We start from the raw sequence: 17,578 nt of genomic DNA, 5'->3' as shown, positions 1-17,578 counted from the left end.
CTATGATCAATCAGGTTGACGAATTCAATTCGTATCGCCAAAAAATGAACGATAAAATTCTAGGAGAGAATAATAAAGTTCTAAAACGTATTTTTAATCTAGACACCAATGCTTTTTCTGAAGGAACTTTAGATAAAAAAACTAAAGAACTTTTAGGGCTTGTAGCATCATTGGTACTAAGATGTGACGATTGCGTAAAATACCATTTAGAAAGCAGTTTCAATGAAGGTTTAAAACGCGAAGAAGTGATGGAAACCTTAAGTATAGGAACTCTTATTGGTGGTACTATCGTTATCCCTCATTTAAGAAGAGCTTTTGAATACTGGGAATCTTTAGAAGAAATGAATACCGAAAAATAAATCGGTATAATTTATATTTAAACTGTATTAAACCTGAAGCATGAAGTTAAGAGCCGACAATCTTATCAAACAATATAAAGGAAGAAAAGTTGTAAAAGGAATTTCCCTTGAGGTTAACCAGGGTGAAATCGTAGGTCTTTTAGGGCCTAATGGTGCTGGAAAAACTACTTCTTTTTATATGATTGTTGGGCTTATTAAACCTAATAGTGGTAATATCTTTTTGGATAAAGAAGATATTACAAACTTCCCCATGTACAAAAGAGCACAACATGGGATTGGCTATCTAGCACAGGAAGCATCGGTATTTAGAAAATTAAGTATCGAAGATAATATTATGAGCGTTCTTCAGCTTACCAAGCTTTCTAAGAAAGAAAGACACATGAAAATGGAATCCTTAATTGAAGAATTTGGACTTAATCATATACGTACTAACCGTGGAGATCTTTTAAGTGGTGGGGAACGAAGACGTACTGAAATTGCTCGTGCCTTAGCCACAGATCCTAAATTTATTCTTTTAGATGAACCTTTTGCTGGTGTAGACCCGGTTGCCGTTGAAGATATCCAGCGAATAGTTGCGCAACTAAAAAACAAGAATATTGGGATTTTAATCACAGATCACAACGTACAGGAAACCCTTGCAATTACAGATAGAACCTATCTAATGTTTGAAGGAAGTATCCTTAAACACGGTATCCCTGAAGAACTTGCTGAAGATCAAATGGTGCGTAAAGTATACCTTGGGCAAAACTTCGAACTAAGAAAGAAAAAACTTTTTCAGTAATTCAAAATTGAAATATTTAATTTCTAAAAATCCTATATCAAAAGAATCATTAACCAAGCTGCCTTTAGAGTTTGAGCTAAAAACTATTAATGATTTTTATTTAATTTACGAAAAGGGAATTACTGTTATAGAACACCAAGACTATTTTGCTTTTGTAGATGGTTATATAATTGATCACGAAAATTATAAAGACCAAAATAAAACTGATAATTACAAATGCATAGAAAATATTATCTATAATTGGCCAATAGCTGAAAACTTTTCTGGTTCTTTCTCAATCAGCGTAATCCATAAGACAACAAATCAATTAATAATATGTAATGATCCTGTAGGACCATATCCTTTATACTATTCGAAAAATAAAAATTTAGACATTATAGTATCGAATAGTATTTTATGTCTTGGCTGGCTTTTTAATTTTGAAAAAGATGAAGTAGGCATTTATCAAAGACTCGTAGGCCCAGAATTAAGTAACCTTGGTAGTAGAACTATTTTAAAAAGGGTCAAAAGGTTGCTGCCCGGAGAAAAACTCACTTTTTCTAAAGCGAATAAAACTCATCAATTTGATAATAGTTTGTATGCTAACTTAGGCGATCCAAATTCAAATTTATCGTTAGAGAGCAAGCGTTTGCACAAGTTAATCACCGATGAGTTAAAAATTTTAAATCAGAATTCCAGTGAAATTTATTTAGCTTTAAGTGGCGGACTTGATAGTAGAATTTTGCTTTCAACTGTATCAAGCCAAAATTTAAATTGCCTTACTTACGGAAGTAATAAATATTATGAAACAAAATTAGCGAAAAAACTAGCTAAGGTGAAAGGTGCAATTTTCATAAACTTCGATGATGAACAATATATATTCCCTAAGCCTAAAACACTTGAAAAATACACTCTAGAGACTGAAAGCGTTTTTATTACAAATTGGTTAGCAATACTTGAAAACATTAAACCAAAATGTAAAGAATTTTTGCTAATTGGTGATATGTGCGAATCTATCCCTGCAAGAAACATTGGAAAGTTTAATTTAAAAAATATCTCCAAAAGTACTTTCTTAAAAACACAACTTTGGAAAGAAAATTTCCAATTTACGAAAAGCTCTAAAGATGATTTTCAAGATTGGAAAAACCAAATCATTAAAAGGTTCATGTTTTTCTATCAACCCATTTCTCTGGAAAATTCAAATTTCAAAATTGCCATAGAAGATTTACACAAAAATTTAATGGAAGATTTAAATGAAATTTTTGATAGAATCTCAGATCATAATTTACCATATATAGAATTGTATGAGGAACTATTTAAATGGTTTACCCACGCTAGAAGCGGAATGAACAATCAAATTACACTTTGCAATCAAAAATTTACTTCTATATCTCCTACAATGGGAATGAAAATCCTTAGAGAAACAAGTAATATTCACCCAAATCTTAGAATAAGCAATAGGCTAATGGACGCCATGCTTAATTCCAATAGCACTACAAAAAAATTGCGGACTCTTCCAACTAGCCAAGCTCCATTTGTATCACAAAAAGCCCCAAAATTTTTAAAGTTTATTATCTGGGGGACTAGAAGTTATATCGATAGTTTATTAGTTAAAAGAATTATCAGCAAAAAGAATTCAAATTTAAGATATAGAGTTTTACCCTCGTATAATTGGGTTAAAGCTTATACCAGCGAAACTAACTTCAAAAAATTCCAATCTTATTTCACTAATAAGAAAATAGGTTCTAAATGGTATTCTAAACTTGAAAAGAACTTTATTAAGAAAAGTAAATTGGAATCTTGGCCATTTACAAATACTGTATTTATAAGCGCTGCTTCTTTAAATAAAGAATTAGAATTAATTGATAAATACAAAATCGATAAATAAATACTCAGGATTTAATTACAGATAGTAATACATAACTCAATATAATCATAGGTACAGCTAAAAACTGAAAAAGTACAATCAACACCACACAAAGGATAAGGAAAATATATCTAATTTCATTTCCTTTAAATCCCCAATTTTTAAATTTTAGTGCAAACAATGGTAATTCAGCATTAAGAATAATCACACTTACAATAGTTAAAGCCGCCAAAAACCATTCGTTTAAAATTAAATCTGTGGCGAAACTATTCGGCTGAAAAGTCAAAATTAAAGGCAAAGACAAGATCAACAAAGCATTTGCAGGTGTTGGAAGACCTATAAAGGAATCGGTTTGACGATCATCTACATTAAATTTAGCCAACCTAAAAGCTGATCCTAAAATAATTAAAAGACCAAATAAAGCTAAAGGATTAAAGGTAAATTCTAACCAATTAGAATCTGCCGTCCATTGTTTCACTTCCACTTCACCAGGCAAAGCCAGTGTAAAAAGCTGACACATCACAATTCCCGGTACGACACCACTAGTCACAACATCGGCAAGAGAATCTAATTGCAAACCAACATCACTTTTCACATTTAGTGCTCTGGCCGCCAAACCATCAAAAAAATCGAAAAATATTCCCAGTGCCACAAAAAAAGCAGCGGCAACCAGATTTCCCTGAACTGCAAAAATCACGGCAATACTTCCACTAAATAAATTACAAAGCGTTATAAGATTAGGAATATGTTTTTTCATTGATTGATTTAATTTCAAAGCAACTAAAATAGGTATTTACACTTCAATGTCTAATAAAATTTCCTTAAAACCTTTTTTCGCAACTGAGTTTATTATTTTTGGATTCTGAAACCAAAAGCAATTTTGCTGTGCTGAAACCACCAATATTAGATGGCAATCAGCTAAGAAAATAAAACCTTATGAAAAACTTTATTTTAGCCATTTTAAGCGGACTTTTACTTGCTTTTGGTTGGCCTGTAAATGGCTTTCCGCTTTTATTGTTTTTTGGTTTTGCTCCTCTACTTTTGGCTGAATTTAATATTCGAAATTCTAAAGCTAAATTTATTAAATGGAAAGTTTTTGGGATTTCTTATCTGGCATTTTTCATATGGAATCTACTAACCACCTATTGGATTTATTTTTCCACCCCATTTGGTGGTGCATTTGCAGTATTGGCCAATTCACTCCTAATGTCAATAGTTTTTCTAATCTATCACATTGTAGCAAAACGAACCGGATTTAAATCCTCTGCAAGTTTCTTTATTAGTTTTTGGATCGTTTTTGAAAAAATTCACCTTGGTTGGGAGTTTTCCTGGCCGTGGTTAAATTTGGGAAATGCTTTTTCTGAATATATCAACTTGGTACAATGGTACGAATTCACTGGCACTTTTGGTGGCACTCTATGGATACTGCTTATTAACTTTATCATATTTAAGGCGATAATTTCTTATTCTGAATTTAAAGAACCTGGGATTTTATACAGAGCGGCCTTAAAATCGACTTTATTGGTTGGCTTTCCTATCCTGGCATCTTATATTATTTTATGGAATTATGAAATGCCTAAAGAAAAAATCACAGCATTAATTTTACAACCAAACATTAATCCTTACACTGAAAAGTACAATACAAACGATACAAAGATCGGTGATTTATTGCTGAATATGAGTGAGGAGAACATTACAGATTCTACGGCTATTGTTTTAGCCCCTGAAACAGTATTTGCAGACGGAACAGTATTGCCAAGATTCGATAATTCTGAAGCTGCTTTTTTCGGAAGACAAATCGCATCGCTTCAGCCTAATTTAAGCTTTCTTGGTGGAGCTTCATTTTACGAACGTTTTTCAGATTCTTCTAAAGTAGGCCCACAATCCAATAAACTAAGAGCAAATGACTGGTTTAACGATTACAACTCGGCCTTCCTAATCAATAACTTTTCAGAGAACCAAATCTATCATAAATCAAAATTAGTTGTTGGCGTAGAAAACTTCCCTTATCAACACATTTTAAAGCCAATTTTAGGCGATGTAATGATCGATTTAGGCGGAACTGTAGCGATGAAAACCACGCAGCCAGAGCGCAATGTTTTCAACATTAAAGATAGTATCAAAACCGCTCCAATAATTTGTTATGAATCGATTTATGGTGAATATGTAACGGGATATGTGAAAAATGGGGCTCAATTTTTAAGCATTATTACTAATGATGCCTGGTGGGGAAATACGGCAGGACATCGCCAACATGCAAGTTATGCGAAACTAAGAGCTATTGAAACCCGAAGATCGGTGGCAAGAAGTGCAAATACCGGAATTTCAGAAATTATTACTCCTATTGGAGAAGTTCGCCATCAATTAGGTTATGAAAAACGCGGAACACTCTCTGGTGACATTTTTCTTAATAACCGCATCACTTTTTATACAGAGCATGGAGATTATATAGCCCGAATTTCGAAGTTTTTGGCACTATTTATTTTCTTATTTGCTATTGTAGGCTTTAAGCGAAGCAAGTATTTTTAAGGTTTAAGAAAATTAGAATTCAGAAGATTTTAAATCATAAACGAAGAAAAATTCTTTCAAAAAATTCAAGATTCCAATTACTTATAGTCTATATTCTATTCACTCTTTTTAAAATTCTGAAAAACTTACTGTCCGCGCATAGAAAGTACTGTACTTAAGGTTTTCAGAATAATATTTAGATCCAAAAAAAGACTACGATGTTTTATATAAAAAAGGTCATATTGCAGTTTCTCTAATGCTCCGGCTTCTTCTCCGCTATAATCACCTTTTACTTGTGCCCAACCGGTTAGTCCGGGTTTTATAACATGTCTAATATTGTAAAAAGGAATAGAATGTGATAACTCCTGAACAAAAACAGGTCGCTCTGGTCTTGGGCCAATTAGACTCATTTCTCCTTTTAGCAAATTAAAAAACTGCGGAATTTCATCGATTCTCGCCCTTCGCATAAATTTCCCAAAGGGAGTAGTTCTATAATCATTTTTTTCAGCATAACGAGGGCCTTCAGCTTCAGCATCTTTAACCATTGTTCTGAATTTTATTATTTTAAAAGGCTTTCCGTTTTGTCCTATTCGCTCCTGAGTATAAAATAAAGGGCCTCGATTTCCTACAATATTGCCTAAAAGAAGAAAAGGAGTTAAAACTAATCCAATACATAAACCTAAAATAGAAATAAGTATATCAAAAAAACGTAATCCAAAAAGATAAAACTTATTTTGATTGCTTCGGCTAAATGGAAAATAACGGTAAAAATCGTGATCTACATTTTGAACCGGAATCCTTGCAGTAATATCTTCATAAACCTGCATATAATCTTTAATAGGAAAACCCTGATTCAGTAAAAAACTTAATTCATTATAAAGTGGCAACATTAAACCCGTTTTATAACCACTGGCTACCACAATTTCTTTGATATGGTATTTTTTAACCGCTTTACGAAGGTCACGAACTTCAAACTGAATGAGTTTTGTATTACTCACATCAATTCTTCCATCGGTATTAACAAAACCTACAATTTCGTAGTTAGGATCAGCTTTTACAAAAGCCTCGTAAATAAGCTGAATATCAAAACTATCACCTACAACAATTACTTTTTTGTTGAATCTTGGAGAAGCTATAAGATAAATATAAGCAGCACGCCAAACCAATATCGTAATTGTTATCGTTAAGAAAAAATATAGAATTTGAAATCTATTACCAGGCAGACTGGGACTTAATACCGGAGTAAGCATAAAAAAAAGCACTGTAACAGAAGTTGTTAGAAGCGTATTTTTTAAGACGACATCAAACTTGCTTGCTTTTTGCAAATCGTAAAGCTCAAAGATATATGCAAATAATTTAAGGTAAACAATTAATAAAACCGTCCAATACCAAAAATCCTTAGTTATCCTAAAATAACTAAAATCTGTAAATACATCTAGCAAAAATAAAGCTGCCAGAACAAAAAGTACATCCAAAATCCGCAGAAGAATTTTTCTTTCTGAAATTTCGAAATGTAGTAGGGGTTTGTCTGCCATTTCAACAAAATTTCTGAGGCTAATATAGTGCTTTAAGACAACATATTAAGCCACAGTTTTTTAACAATTTCCCAATCAAATTTTTCAACCTTTTGACGAGCTTTTAAGCTAATATTAGTTGATTTAGAAGGATTTTTTAATAAATATATGGTTTTAGAAAGTAAATCTTTTAGTTCTCTATTTTCATATAAAATACCATCAACCTGGTCTTCTATTAAAAAGGGAATCCCCCCAACATTTGAACTTAAAACCGGTAAACCCAAAGCCATAGCTTCAACAATACTAACCGGTGTATTATCTATTTTTGAAGTATTTATAAAATAATCACAATCTTTAGAAAGTGCATGCCAGGCTTTTTTATCTAGTTTTCCAGTGAAGTGTACAGGTAACTTATGCTTTTCAACATACATCATACATTTTTCGAAACTATCATCCTTTTTAGGGCCTACCATAAATAATTCAGCATCACTATAATCTTTTAATAAACTTTCGAGTAATTGAATAGCTAAAAAGGGATTATAAATTTCAGCAAAAGAACGTACCCAAAGCAATTTTGGTTTAAATTCTTCTCTAATTTTAAAGTTATATTCTTTTAACGGAATTGAATTCGGAATAAACTTCAAATTATTTAATCCTGAAGATGAAAATTTGGCAAGTAGAAATCGTGAAGGAGCAATATTAAATTTTGCGTTTCTAAAAAATGAAAGGTACTTCTTTTTTAATCGCTTTTCAAGATTACCACCATGTAAAATATTTATATATGTTGCATTTTTAAACTGACAAAGTTTTCCGCAGAGATAAGCATACCAAAAGTTTTGTGTGCTATAAACATCGATGATCACCCAATCTACTTTAGAACCTAGAACCAAGGTTTTGAACAACATTTCTAAAAGTCGTAAGCACTTATTCCTTTTTGAAGAAAATGAATAGACTTTAAAACCTTCTTTTTCTAATAAACCAGGTAAAATATCTGCTGCAGTGGGGGTGCAATTTAGATCTGAAAGCTTATTCCCTAAATAAAGTATACTTTTACCGGACATTATCAATCACTTCTAACCAATCTTTTCTTACATTCTTCCAACCAAAAGATTCGGCTTTTTTTCTTGCATTTATAGCCATTTTTTGACCAATATCTGGATTTTCAAGAATTTTTTTAATTTCTGAAAACATGGCGTTAAAATCATCAGAATCAACTAAAACTCCATCCTTAAGATGATCGATAAGCACAGGCATCCCGCCAACATTCGTTGAAATAATTGGAAGCCCAAGTCCCATAGATTCGATAACACTAATAGGAGTATTATCTATCGTGGTTGAATTTATAAAAAAGTCGTACTCTTTAGCAAGCTCTGCCCATTCTTTCTTTTTTAATTTCCCCGTAAACTTAACATTCAGATTTTTCCTTTTTGCTAATCGTTTACAATCCTGCATACTTCCATCCTTTTCAGGCCCCACCATACATAACTCGGCTTCCTCATATTCAGCAAATAATCTTTCTAAAAGAAGTATGGCCATTTTAGGATTATATCTATGCTGAAATCTGCGTACCCATAGCAATTTTGGAAAAAACCTATCTCGATTTTTGAATGGATAATTTCTTAAATCTATTGAATTTGGAATAAGCTTTATACGATCAAAACCTCTTGATTCAAATTCATGTTTTAAAAAATTTGATGGCGCAATATTTAAATATGCATTTCCAAAAAGGTTTTTACTAAATTTAGGATCTTTATCTAAACGCTCGGGAAGATTTCCTCCGTGCAGTATCGGCACATAAGGTATTTTATACATTTGACAGAGACGTCCTACCAGATAAGCATAATAAAAGTTAGTTGCTCCGTAAGTGTCTATAAGAACAATATCTGTGGTTGAATGAAATTTTATGATAAGGCACAACATTTCAGTCAAACGGATAAGCTTATTATTTTTTGCTGATGCAGTTTTTACCTTGTACCCTTCTTCCCTTAACATTTTACTTAAGAAAGAAATGTAAGTAGCAGTAAAACTATCTACTCGCAAGTCGTTTCCTATATACAGGATCTTTTTTGTCATCTACTATATAAAGTAATGCCAAACCATATACGAATGCTGGTAAGGCAATTCGCATGGCTGAATGATTAATCGTTAAAAACCAGAAAGCTAAGAAGGCTAAAAAATAATAATTGTTCTCGAATTTAAACCAAAATACCACAGGAACAAAAATTAATATCAATAAACTGATCAAACCAAGCAATCCCTGTTCTGAAAGCATCCTACTTATCTCATTGTGAGTAGCAATCTCTATTCCCAATTGTTCTTCTCTATATTCCTTTCCTTTGCCTACCCCTATACCAAAAATGGGATGGTTCAAAAACGCATGTAATTCAGTAGTAATCAATTCGGATCTTCCAGTCGTTATATCCTCCTTTAATCTACCCGAGGCATCTTTATTAGTATATCTATTGCTTATCAATCCATAAGTTTTAACTAAACTAAACGTCCAAACCCCTAGACCAACCGCTACAATAAACAGAATTTTTCTAAAAACGGCAGATCTGGACTTTCTATCCATTTTATAATAATAGAAAATTAGAAAAGTACTTATACAAATAATGCCTGTAAACACTCCTCCACGAGAGAATGTTACAACTGCTCGATAAGCCATCATACCAAGCAATGCGAAATCTATAAGGTTTATTAATTTATCTTTCACTAAAAATAGTCGGGTACAGATCAAAAAAAATCCCATTCCAAAAATGGTAGAAATCTGGTTTGGACCATAGCCTCCCGTTGCAGAATAATTCGCAGACACATTAATGAGAGATTCTTTTAAGCTCGGTGTAAACAGATACAAATAAAACATATTTGATATTAGAGGTAAAAGGAGCATTAATATTACCTTCTCAAAATCAGATTTCTTTATCTTTTTATAATAACAATAAACTGCCACTATACCAAGACACACCGGGCCACTTAGGTTAAATGCTATCAGTTTCCTAAATTCAGCTGTATAACTAATATTAATAGCAGAAATCAATATCCCAGGAACCATCATTAGAATAAACAACCAATATGGTACAGTTTTAGATGAAGTGCCCTTAAAAAACATACCTATTAGTAAGAAGAGCATAACACTATATTTTCCTGTCTCATAAAAGATCATCCCATCAGTCATCCTAAAATACACCTCACTCCCTGCCATATAAGCAGCCGCCATTAAAGCTTCATTGTTCTTATTTTTCTTTTGAAGGATATGAAATAGCCAGAACAACAACATCCCATGACAAAGGAGTACAGAAATTGGCCTAAATAAATAAATAGCAAAAGCCATCCCAATATGCAGCAATAGCAATTGGAAATATTGCTTTCTATTTTGTTCTATACTTAACTGCACTGCTTATAAAAATCAATAAATTTTGAAATATTAACCTCGGCACTAAATTTTTGGAACACGCGATTATAAATTCCCACACCATGTTGAAATCTTAGTTCTTCACTCCCAAAATAAGTATTAATTGCATTACAAATATCTTTTTTATCACCTGGTGCTACCAGTATTCCAGATTTACCAATAACTTCTGGACACTCTCCTACTTTTGCACATATCACAGGTAATCCAGCCATCCCATATTCTAATAAAGCCAGAGGAAGCCCTTCAGACTTTGAAACCAGTATACCTATATCTGCCTGGGATAGTATAGATTTAGTAATTTTATGCGAACCATAGTAAAAGATATTCCTTGTTTTCTCGATTTTAGTTTTCAGATCATCACTGTATGAATCTTCAAAATCCTTTCCGAATAAATGTAGACTAATTTCCTTATTATCAAAAAACTCGTTAAAAACATCTATTAACAAATGATGATCTTTCTGAGGTCTCAAGTTAGCTACGCAAATTACTTTGACACATTGCTTACCTTTTAAAGTCAATTTATCTTCACTACTCTCAACTAAGCTTACAAAATTATTGATCATCTCGTAATTATGTGCTAAAAGCATTTTTTTATTCCAGCTTAAAAGCTGCCGATTAACACAAACAACTCCGTCAAAATTTTTAGAACATATTTTTAGTATATTATAATTTCGATCCTTTAGATATTCACTATTTCCATAATGATCATGCCATATTAGTATAATCTTCTTATTAAGAAAAAATTTGAGCAAAAAGGCAAAAAAATACGATGTACTATGGGCATGTACCACATTTATTTTATTTGATTTAATGAATAAATGCAGTGAACGCAAAGCTCTAAAATCTAATAGCTTCTTTCGATTAAGAAATAAATACTTTGAAAAGTCTACAATTTCATCTTTTAATAAGCCCTCTTCCCTTGTTACGCAGAGAAAACTTTCTACATCTTTATTATTATTAAGTTCATTGAATAAATTTACAGCCATTTTTTCGGCTCCACCCGGATGTAAAGAATCTATAATTTGTAGAACTTTCATAATAGCTTCTTAATTTCCTCTTCAAAGTATTCAACCGTATAATGCTGAGACCAATTCATCGCTTCTGTAGCCATTTTTTGTAATTCCCCACTATTTTGCAAAACTTCTTTTAGCTTCGTAAGATCATTCTCTAACTCATCATTAAGAAGAATCCCTCTTTTTCCATTTTTTAGCATCCAAGGCACACATGAAACACGGGTTGCAACAGGAATACATCCAAAGAACATAGCTTCAGCAACCGCTTTGGGCCAACCTTCACTTTTAGAAGGTAAAATCGAAAAATGGGATCTTTTATATTCATTCTTCAATTGATCTAATGAAACACCTCCGCAAATAGTAATGTAAGTACTAAGATTCTTAGTTTGGATATAATTTTCTAAATCAGGTCTTAATGGCCCCTCTCCAAAAATTTTCAAATTAACAATTCTTCCTTTATTCTTCAATTCTTCTACCAAACGAATTGCATAAAGTGGCTGTTTTCCTTCTACCAGGCTACCTACAAATAGAAATTTCAGCTCATTAGTAAAATCCTTTTCAACATTTTGTACTTCAGATTCAGAAAATGATGCGGTAAAAAAAGGTAATATATTTTTAGTTTGATTTGGCCATTCTCCATAAACTAAAACCTTTATATTTTTACTTAGAAATGTATTAGAAAGTATCCCTTTCTGAAGTTTGTAGCTCCAAGGCTGCTTGGAATTGGGATCCCAATTACCAGCATACTTTACTGTTTTAGGCTTTGAAGGAAAAAAAATCTGAATAATACATCCCAAAAGTGCAACATTTCCCGGACAGCGTAAATGAATATGATCTGCCCTCTGCATTCGACTAAATATCTTGAAAAGAATTATGGGCATCTTAAATAAAGAAAAGATGATATTCAAAAATGAATCAAAAACTATGACCGAGACAGAAAATACTTTAGGTTTTCCTTTCACCTCTTCTAAAATAAGTTTTTTATGATATACGGTTGGAGAAAGAATTTCTAAATCCTTAACAAAATGAGACCAAATATTAAGTTCTCGAGCATAGGGTGAGTAAGCAAAATATCTATTTTGTTTGAAAAGAGTTGGAGCACTTGATATAACTAAAAATCTCAATTATATATATCCTTTTGAAGAATTAGTATTTATTATAATTGCAGGTACACCTTGAACTGTTAATCCTGAATCTATCGATTTATTCAATAAAGAATTAGCTCCAATAACGCAATCGTCCCCAACATCAATCTTTCCCGCAATTACTGCATTTGCTCCTATGTAGACACGATTCCCAATTTTCGGCACTCCTCTACTAGCTCCTCGCCCACTTATTCCTATTGTGACTCCCTGCGAAATATTGCACATTTCACCTATTACAGTATTTGCATTAATAATTATATTTCCAAAATGCCCAATATAGCAACCATTCCCAATTTTCACTGAAAAAGGAATTGAAATACCGGCGATAATCTCAACCCATTTCTGCCAAAAAAGACAAATTACCAGAAGAATTCTTCTCAGAACAGGAATTTTTGATTGATAAATTTTATGAGCAATTCTATATTGAAAAAGAGCCCAAAATCCCTGAGTCATAAAGATAATAACAAAAGGCTTTGCTCCGTATTCCCTATATCGTTGATAATCTGATTTAATTCCCTTTATCATTTATTTGAAAATAAAATACCTAAAAAACGTCCAAAAGCTTCTGTACAGGCTTCTTTTTTCTTTGGAGTATTTATCACATTACTCAACCTAACAAAAGCTAGCAAAAAAGATATTTTATAATATTTTAACTTGGCCGAAAAATCAGGATTTGGATTTTTTATTTTCCAGACATAATTACCATTCTGGCTAACCATCTTTCCGTATTTAAACTGATTGGGTCTTCCCGAGGCTTCATGGTAATGATACAATTTCGCCGCCGTATTTACGTATAGAGCTCCTAATTTTGATAATCTTAAACAGAAATCCATATCCTCGTATAATCCATATCCGTCAAAATATTCAGAAAATTGAATTTTAGAAAACACCTCTGTTCTGTATGAAGAAACTCCTCCCATAAAAAATTCTACCGGATAGATTTTATCTGAAGGTGGTAAAAAACTGATTGAAAGACCATGAGAAAATTCTGGCATAAATCCGGGTGGCTGATCACTTAACAATCCTAATTTCTTACGTAATACATTTCTACTACCTAATTTTCGTTTCCATCCATCAAACACAAATTCCTCAAAATTTATGGTATTTTCTTCAGTTTTCACCCATTCAATATTATCGTCTAAAATATACCCCCCTACCCCTAAGACATCAGTATATTTGTTATAAGTTTCTATTAACTTTTCAAAATAATCTTCTAATAAAACTACATCATCATCCAGAAAACAAGTTATAAAACTGTTTTCATCTACTCTTTTAATACCGAAATTACGCTGTCTGGTTAATCCTCTATTTTCTTTAGTAACTAAATAATATTCCAGGTTTTTAAAATCACTTCCTATTAAAGTTTGTTTTGTTTCTTCATCTAAAGAACTATCTACAACTATAATTTGATCGGGATAACGCGTTTGTTCCTTAACAGATTTCAGCAATTTTAAAAGCGCTTCCGGTCTTTGATATGTACAAATAATTAGGCTAAACTTCATCATTCTTTCAAAGAACATTATTACCTGAAATCTTTGACACAATATTCTCGCTTAAATTCCAACGTTTCTTCATTTCTGAAATATAAACAAATGGATTCCTTACTTCCTGCTGTTTGTAAAATTTGAGCCATAATACAGTTTTATATCCTAAAATTTGAAAATCATTATAGTTTTTCTTCAAATAGCTCATAAACGTCGGTGAAGGTTTTGGTTGTAAGTCTCCTTGTTCCCAATCATTCTTCAATTGTTGCCTAAAACCTCCCATGGGAGCTTTAAGATGTAAAATTTCAAAAGTTGGATGATAAATTATATCTGTACCCGAATTTCTTAATTGGCAACCAAAATCTATATCTTCTCCATAACCAAACTCAAAATTTTCATCAAACTTTAAATTTTTGATACATGTAGTTCTTAAAAAACTTGTTCCTGATCCAAATGCTCCCCATTGTTTAATAACATCATAAATCTTCCTCTCACCTTTTTGTAAACAATTCAAATTAAGCACCTCAACTCCTAAAACTTTAGATTCTGCGACCGCATTTTCAAGTAGATCATTATTAAATCGAATATCATCATCTGCCAGAAAAACCCAATTTGAAGAAACCATACTCAAAGCCAGGTTTCTTGATTTACAGGCACCGGTTTTATGTGTAAAAATATGCTGAATTTCAAATGGCCAATCTTCAGAGTTAAAGGAGAAATCACTTTTCTCTTTTGGATCAACTTTTTGTTCTACTATAATTACATTTTTTGGAAGTAGCGTTTGTTGTTTTAGATCTTCCAAAACATTCAACAAATGTTCTGGCCTACCTATCGTTGGGATTACAACATCAATCGTATCTTCCAAATCCTGCGTTTTAGAAGATTTTATCTCAATATCTGAAAGATCAAGCTCTTGCTGAAAAAAGCTCTTTTTCAATGAGCCTGTAATTAATGAATAGGTATAACTTTCTTTTTCGTACTTTTTAAAACACCATCCTAAAACCGCTAATCTTGGCTTTTTATAAAACTGTGCTACAAATTGAAATAACCGCTTATTAGAAGCTGTATATTGTATTTTATCAGAAAACTTGTAAACTAAACCTGGCGCACTGTAACAAAACAGCCCATTTTGCTGGCCAATTTTAGCAATGGCATTTAGTAGATATTGAAAATCCGTTATTTGCTGAAAACTGGATTGAAACTTCAAAAGCGCTTTCCCTTTAATACCGCCAAGGTCTGCACTCATTAGCCAGGTTGGGTATTGCACATTTCGCTTAACATTTACAAATGGCAATTCATCTACATAGCCAATTCTATCATCTAAAAAACGGGTTTCTACGGCAAAAGATGCCATAATACGATCATGATGAAAGATTTTAGCAACCGAATCTTTATTAAAATTAGATTGTTGCCCTTCTTCCATCCAGATGATTAGTTCTTCAGGACAAAGCTCGGCCAATTCCCAAAAAGCATCAGTAATTGTTCCGGCTTTTAGGCTAAGCTCCTTCCCTTCTTTCTTACAGAAAACTAAAGTTTTTGCCTGATTATGAACTAAAAAAATCATCTCTATTCTTATTTCAGCAAATGTAAAACTCCATTTTAAACTTCTTTGCTATCTTGCCATAAAAATAAAGTAATGTCTGTAAAACTCAGGCTCAAAAATTCGCTTCTTTACTTTTTAGATAAACTTCCCTCTAAATGGGGATTTTATTGCTACCATATTATTCAGCAAAAAATGGATAGCAATAATTTCGATTTAAAGCTTAATAGAGGAATTGGAGCGATGAATGTTATTTCAAAGATCTTAGCTGAAATCAATTCGAGTTTAGATAACAAAAGCATTACTGAAATTGGTAGCGGATGGCTTCCCGTTATGCCATATTTATTAAAATACCAGGGAAATGCCAAATCGATCTATACGTACGACTTATACGATCATTATTCGGCTGAAACCATAAAAGATTTCAACACCTATTTTGTAGCTAAAACAAACCCGAATATTGATTTATCTACTTTAGATGACTATAATTTACCTGAAGACATTCATTACTTCCCCAAAAAAAATATCATAGAATCAGCTAAAATCGAAAGTGAAGTTATCTTTTCAAGGTATGTTTTAGAACATGTTACTCCGAAGGACATTGAGTTAATGCATAAAAAATTTGCTTCAGAAATGCCCAAAAACTCCTTGATTGTTCATCTAATTTCACCTAGCGATCATAGGGCATATGTGGATGCTTCGCTTAGTATGCAGGATTTTTTAAAGTTTTCTGAAAAAGAATGGAAGACAAGAATGACCAAATTCGATTATCATAACAGGTTAAGACTTCCCGAGTATCTTGAGATTTTTAAAAAATGTGGACTAGAAGTGGCATATCTAAATTATGATGTTCCCAAAAAAGACAGCGCAACCTATAAAAAGTTCAAAAACCTGAAATTGCATCAGGATTATCATAAATTTACGGAAGAAGAGTTAATGGCAGGAGCCATAAATATCGTTTTAAAAGTATAAAAATGTATATCATCGCTGAAATTGGGCAGGCTCACGAAGGAAGTCTTGGTTTAGCCATTAGTTATATCGAAGCTTTGGCTAAAACCGGAGTTGATGCCGTAAAGTTTCAAATGCATATTGCAGAAGCTGAAAGTAGCTTGCAGGAACCCTTCAGAATTAAATTTTCCAAACAAGATAAAACCCGTTTTGATTACTGGAAACGAATGGAGTTCACATTTGAGCAATGGCAGATCCTAAAAGAATGCTGCGAAACGAATAATCTTGAGTTTTTGGCCTCACCATTTAGCAATTTAGCTGTAGATCAGTTAGAAAAATTAGGTGTAAAAAGATACAAAATCGGCTCTGGGGAAGTCAATAATTTTTTATTACTGAAAAAAATTGCTAAAACCGGCAAACCGATAATCTTAAGTTCTGGGATGAGTTCTTTTGCTGAATTTGACGAAACAGTTGATTTTCTAAAAAAGGAAAAAATTGAGTTCTCGATTCTGCAATGTACGACCTCGTACCCAACAACTCCAGAAAATTATGGGCTGAATGTTATTTCAGAATTAAAAGAGCGTTATCAGGCTCCTGTTGGATTTTCAGATCATTCTGCAAATCCTTCCACCTGCATTGCTGCTACCGCTTTAGGAGCTGAAATTCTTGAATTTCACGTTGTTTTTGATAAAAATATGTTTGGCCCAGATAGTTCATCTTCAATAGAAATAAATCAGGTAGCAGAGATGGTTCAAAATATAAAAGCCATCGAAAAAGCCAAAAATCACCCGATCGATAAAAATGAAAATACTCAATTTAAAGATCTTAAAAGTATTTTCGAGAAATCTTTGGCCGTAAATAAAGATCTGCCCGAAAATCATATCTTAAAATTTGAGGATTTAGAGAGTAAAAAACCAAAAGGCTGCGGAATTAATGCTTCAAAATTTGAAGAAATTATAGGACAAAAACTGAAAAAGCCTTTAAAAAAATGGGATTTTCTAACTGAAGAAAGTCTGCACTAAAAAATA

Annotated in this window: 16 protein-coding genes; 6 read left to right on the top strand and 10 right to left on the bottom strand. The window is 32.4% G+C overall.

What is annotated here, in order from left to right; translation table 11 throughout:
- Positions 1–2: 2 nt before the first annotated feature.
- From IIF7_RS01775 to IIF7_RS01765, 3 genes are read left to right on the top strand one after another with little or no spacing between them, the layout of a single operon-like run.
- A complete protein-coding gene (locus tag IIF7_RS01775; protein ID WP_084839939.1) occupies positions 3–359 on the top strand; it encodes a carboxymuconolactone decarboxylase family protein in 357 nt (118 codons plus the stop codon).
- Between the two features lie 40 nt (positions 360–399).
- Entirely contained in the window at positions 400–1,140 is a 741-nt protein-coding gene (gene lptB / locus IIF7_RS01770) for an LPS export ABC transporter ATP-binding protein (protein ID WP_084839938.1), read from the top strand.
- 7 nt (positions 1,141–1,147) lie between these two features.
- Entirely contained in the window at positions 1,148–3,007 is a 1,860-nt protein-coding gene (locus IIF7_RS01765) for an asparagine synthetase B family protein (RefSeq protein ID WP_084839937.1), read from the top strand.
- Positions 3,008–3,011: 4 nt separating this feature from the next.
- On the opposite strand, the gene IIF7_RS01760 is transcribed toward IIF7_RS01765, so the two are convergent.
- Positions 3,012–3,743 carry a CDP-alcohol phosphatidyltransferase family protein gene (locus IIF7_RS01760; protein WP_084839936.1) on the bottom strand — a complete coding sequence of 244 codons (732 nt, stop codon included), beginning with the start codon at positions 3,741–3,743 and terminating at the stop codon, positions 3,012–3,014.
- A 179-nt stretch (positions 3,744–3,922) separates the two neighbouring features.
- Between IIF7_RS01760 and lnt the strand changes: the two genes are divergently transcribed.
- Positions 3,923–5,515, top strand: a complete 1,593-nt coding sequence (gene lnt / locus IIF7_RS01755; protein ID WP_084839935.1) for an apolipoprotein N-acyltransferase — start codon at positions 3,923–3,925, stop codon at positions 5,513–5,515.
- A gap of 125 nt (positions 5,516–5,640) precedes the next feature.
- Here the strand turns inward: lnt and IIF7_RS01750 are convergent, their stop codons facing one another.
- The 9 genes from IIF7_RS01750 to IIF7_RS01710 all read right to left on the bottom strand — a co-directional run bounded on the left by IIF7_RS01750 (position 5,641) and on the right by IIF7_RS01710 (position 15,626).
- On the bottom strand, positions 5,641–7,029 hold the full coding sequence (locus tag IIF7_RS01750; protein ID WP_084839934.1) for a sugar transferase: 1,389 nt from the start codon (positions 7,027–7,029) through the stop codon (positions 5,641–5,643).
- A 32-nt stretch (positions 7,030–7,061) separates the two neighbouring features.
- A complete protein-coding gene (locus IIF7_RS01745) occupies positions 7,062–8,069 on the bottom strand; it encodes a glycosyltransferase family 4 protein (protein ID WP_084839933.1) in 1,008 nt (335 codons plus the stop codon).
- The gene (locus IIF7_RS01740; protein WP_176218883.1) at positions 8,059–9,081 is read right to left on the bottom strand and encodes a glycosyltransferase family 4 protein; all 1,023 of its coding nucleotides are present in this window, start codon (positions 9,079–9,081) and stop codon (positions 8,059–8,061) included. The genes IIF7_RS01745 and IIF7_RS01740 overlap by 11 nt, the downstream gene beginning before the upstream one ends.
- A complete protein-coding gene (locus IIF7_RS01735; RefSeq protein WP_245801479.1) occupies positions 9,035–10,402 on the bottom strand; it encodes an O-antigen ligase family protein in 1,368 nt (455 codons plus the stop codon). The genes IIF7_RS01740 and IIF7_RS01735 overlap by 47 nt, the downstream gene beginning before the upstream one ends.
- A complete protein-coding gene (locus IIF7_RS01730) occupies positions 10,393–11,457 on the bottom strand; it encodes a glycosyltransferase family 4 protein (RefSeq protein ID WP_084839931.1) in 1,065 nt (354 codons plus the stop codon). The genes IIF7_RS01735 and IIF7_RS01730 overlap by 10 nt, the downstream gene beginning before the upstream one ends.
- Entirely contained in the window at positions 11,454–12,281 is an 828-nt protein-coding gene (locus IIF7_RS01725) for a glycosyltransferase family 4 protein (RefSeq protein ID WP_084840065.1), read from the bottom strand. Before IIF7_RS01725 ends, IIF7_RS01730 begins: the two co-directional genes overlap by 4 nt.
- Positions 12,282–12,557: 276 nt before the next feature.
- Positions 12,558–13,103, bottom strand: coding sequence for a serine O-acetyltransferase (locus tag IIF7_RS01720; protein WP_084839930.1), 546 nt, complete (start codon positions 13,101–13,103; stop codon positions 12,558–12,560).
- Positions 13,100–14,083 (bottom strand): glycosyltransferase family 2 protein, encoded by a 984-nt coding sequence (locus IIF7_RS01715; RefSeq protein WP_317041863.1) that lies wholly within the window; start codon positions 14,081–14,083, stop codon positions 13,100–13,102. The genes IIF7_RS01720 and IIF7_RS01715 overlap by 4 nt, the downstream gene beginning before the upstream one ends.
- A 4-nt stretch (positions 14,084–14,087) precedes the next feature.
- Entirely contained in the window at positions 14,088–15,626 is a 1,539-nt protein-coding gene (locus tag IIF7_RS01710) for a glycosyltransferase family 2 protein (RefSeq protein WP_084839928.1), read from the bottom strand.
- A gap of 72 nt (positions 15,627–15,698) precedes the next feature.
- Here IIF7_RS01710 and IIF7_RS01705 point away from each other — a divergent pair, with 72 nt between their 5' ends.
- Entirely contained in the window at positions 15,699–16,574 is an 876-nt protein-coding gene (locus IIF7_RS01705) for a hypothetical protein (protein WP_084839927.1), read from the top strand.
- A 2-nt stretch (positions 16,575–16,576) separates the two neighbouring features.
- Entirely contained in the window at positions 16,577–17,572 is a 996-nt protein-coding gene (locus IIF7_RS01700; RefSeq protein WP_084839926.1) for an N-acetylneuraminate synthase family protein, read from the top strand.
- The last annotated feature ends 6 nt before the right edge of the window (positions 17,573–17,578 follow it).

The organism is Zunongwangia atlantica 22II14-10F7, from assembly GCF_002094855.1.
Lineage (GTDB): Bacteria > Bacteroidota > Bacteroidia > Flavobacteriales > Flavobacteriaceae > Zunongwangia > Zunongwangia atlantica.
This window is presented reverse-complemented; position numbering and strand designations above follow the sequence as displayed.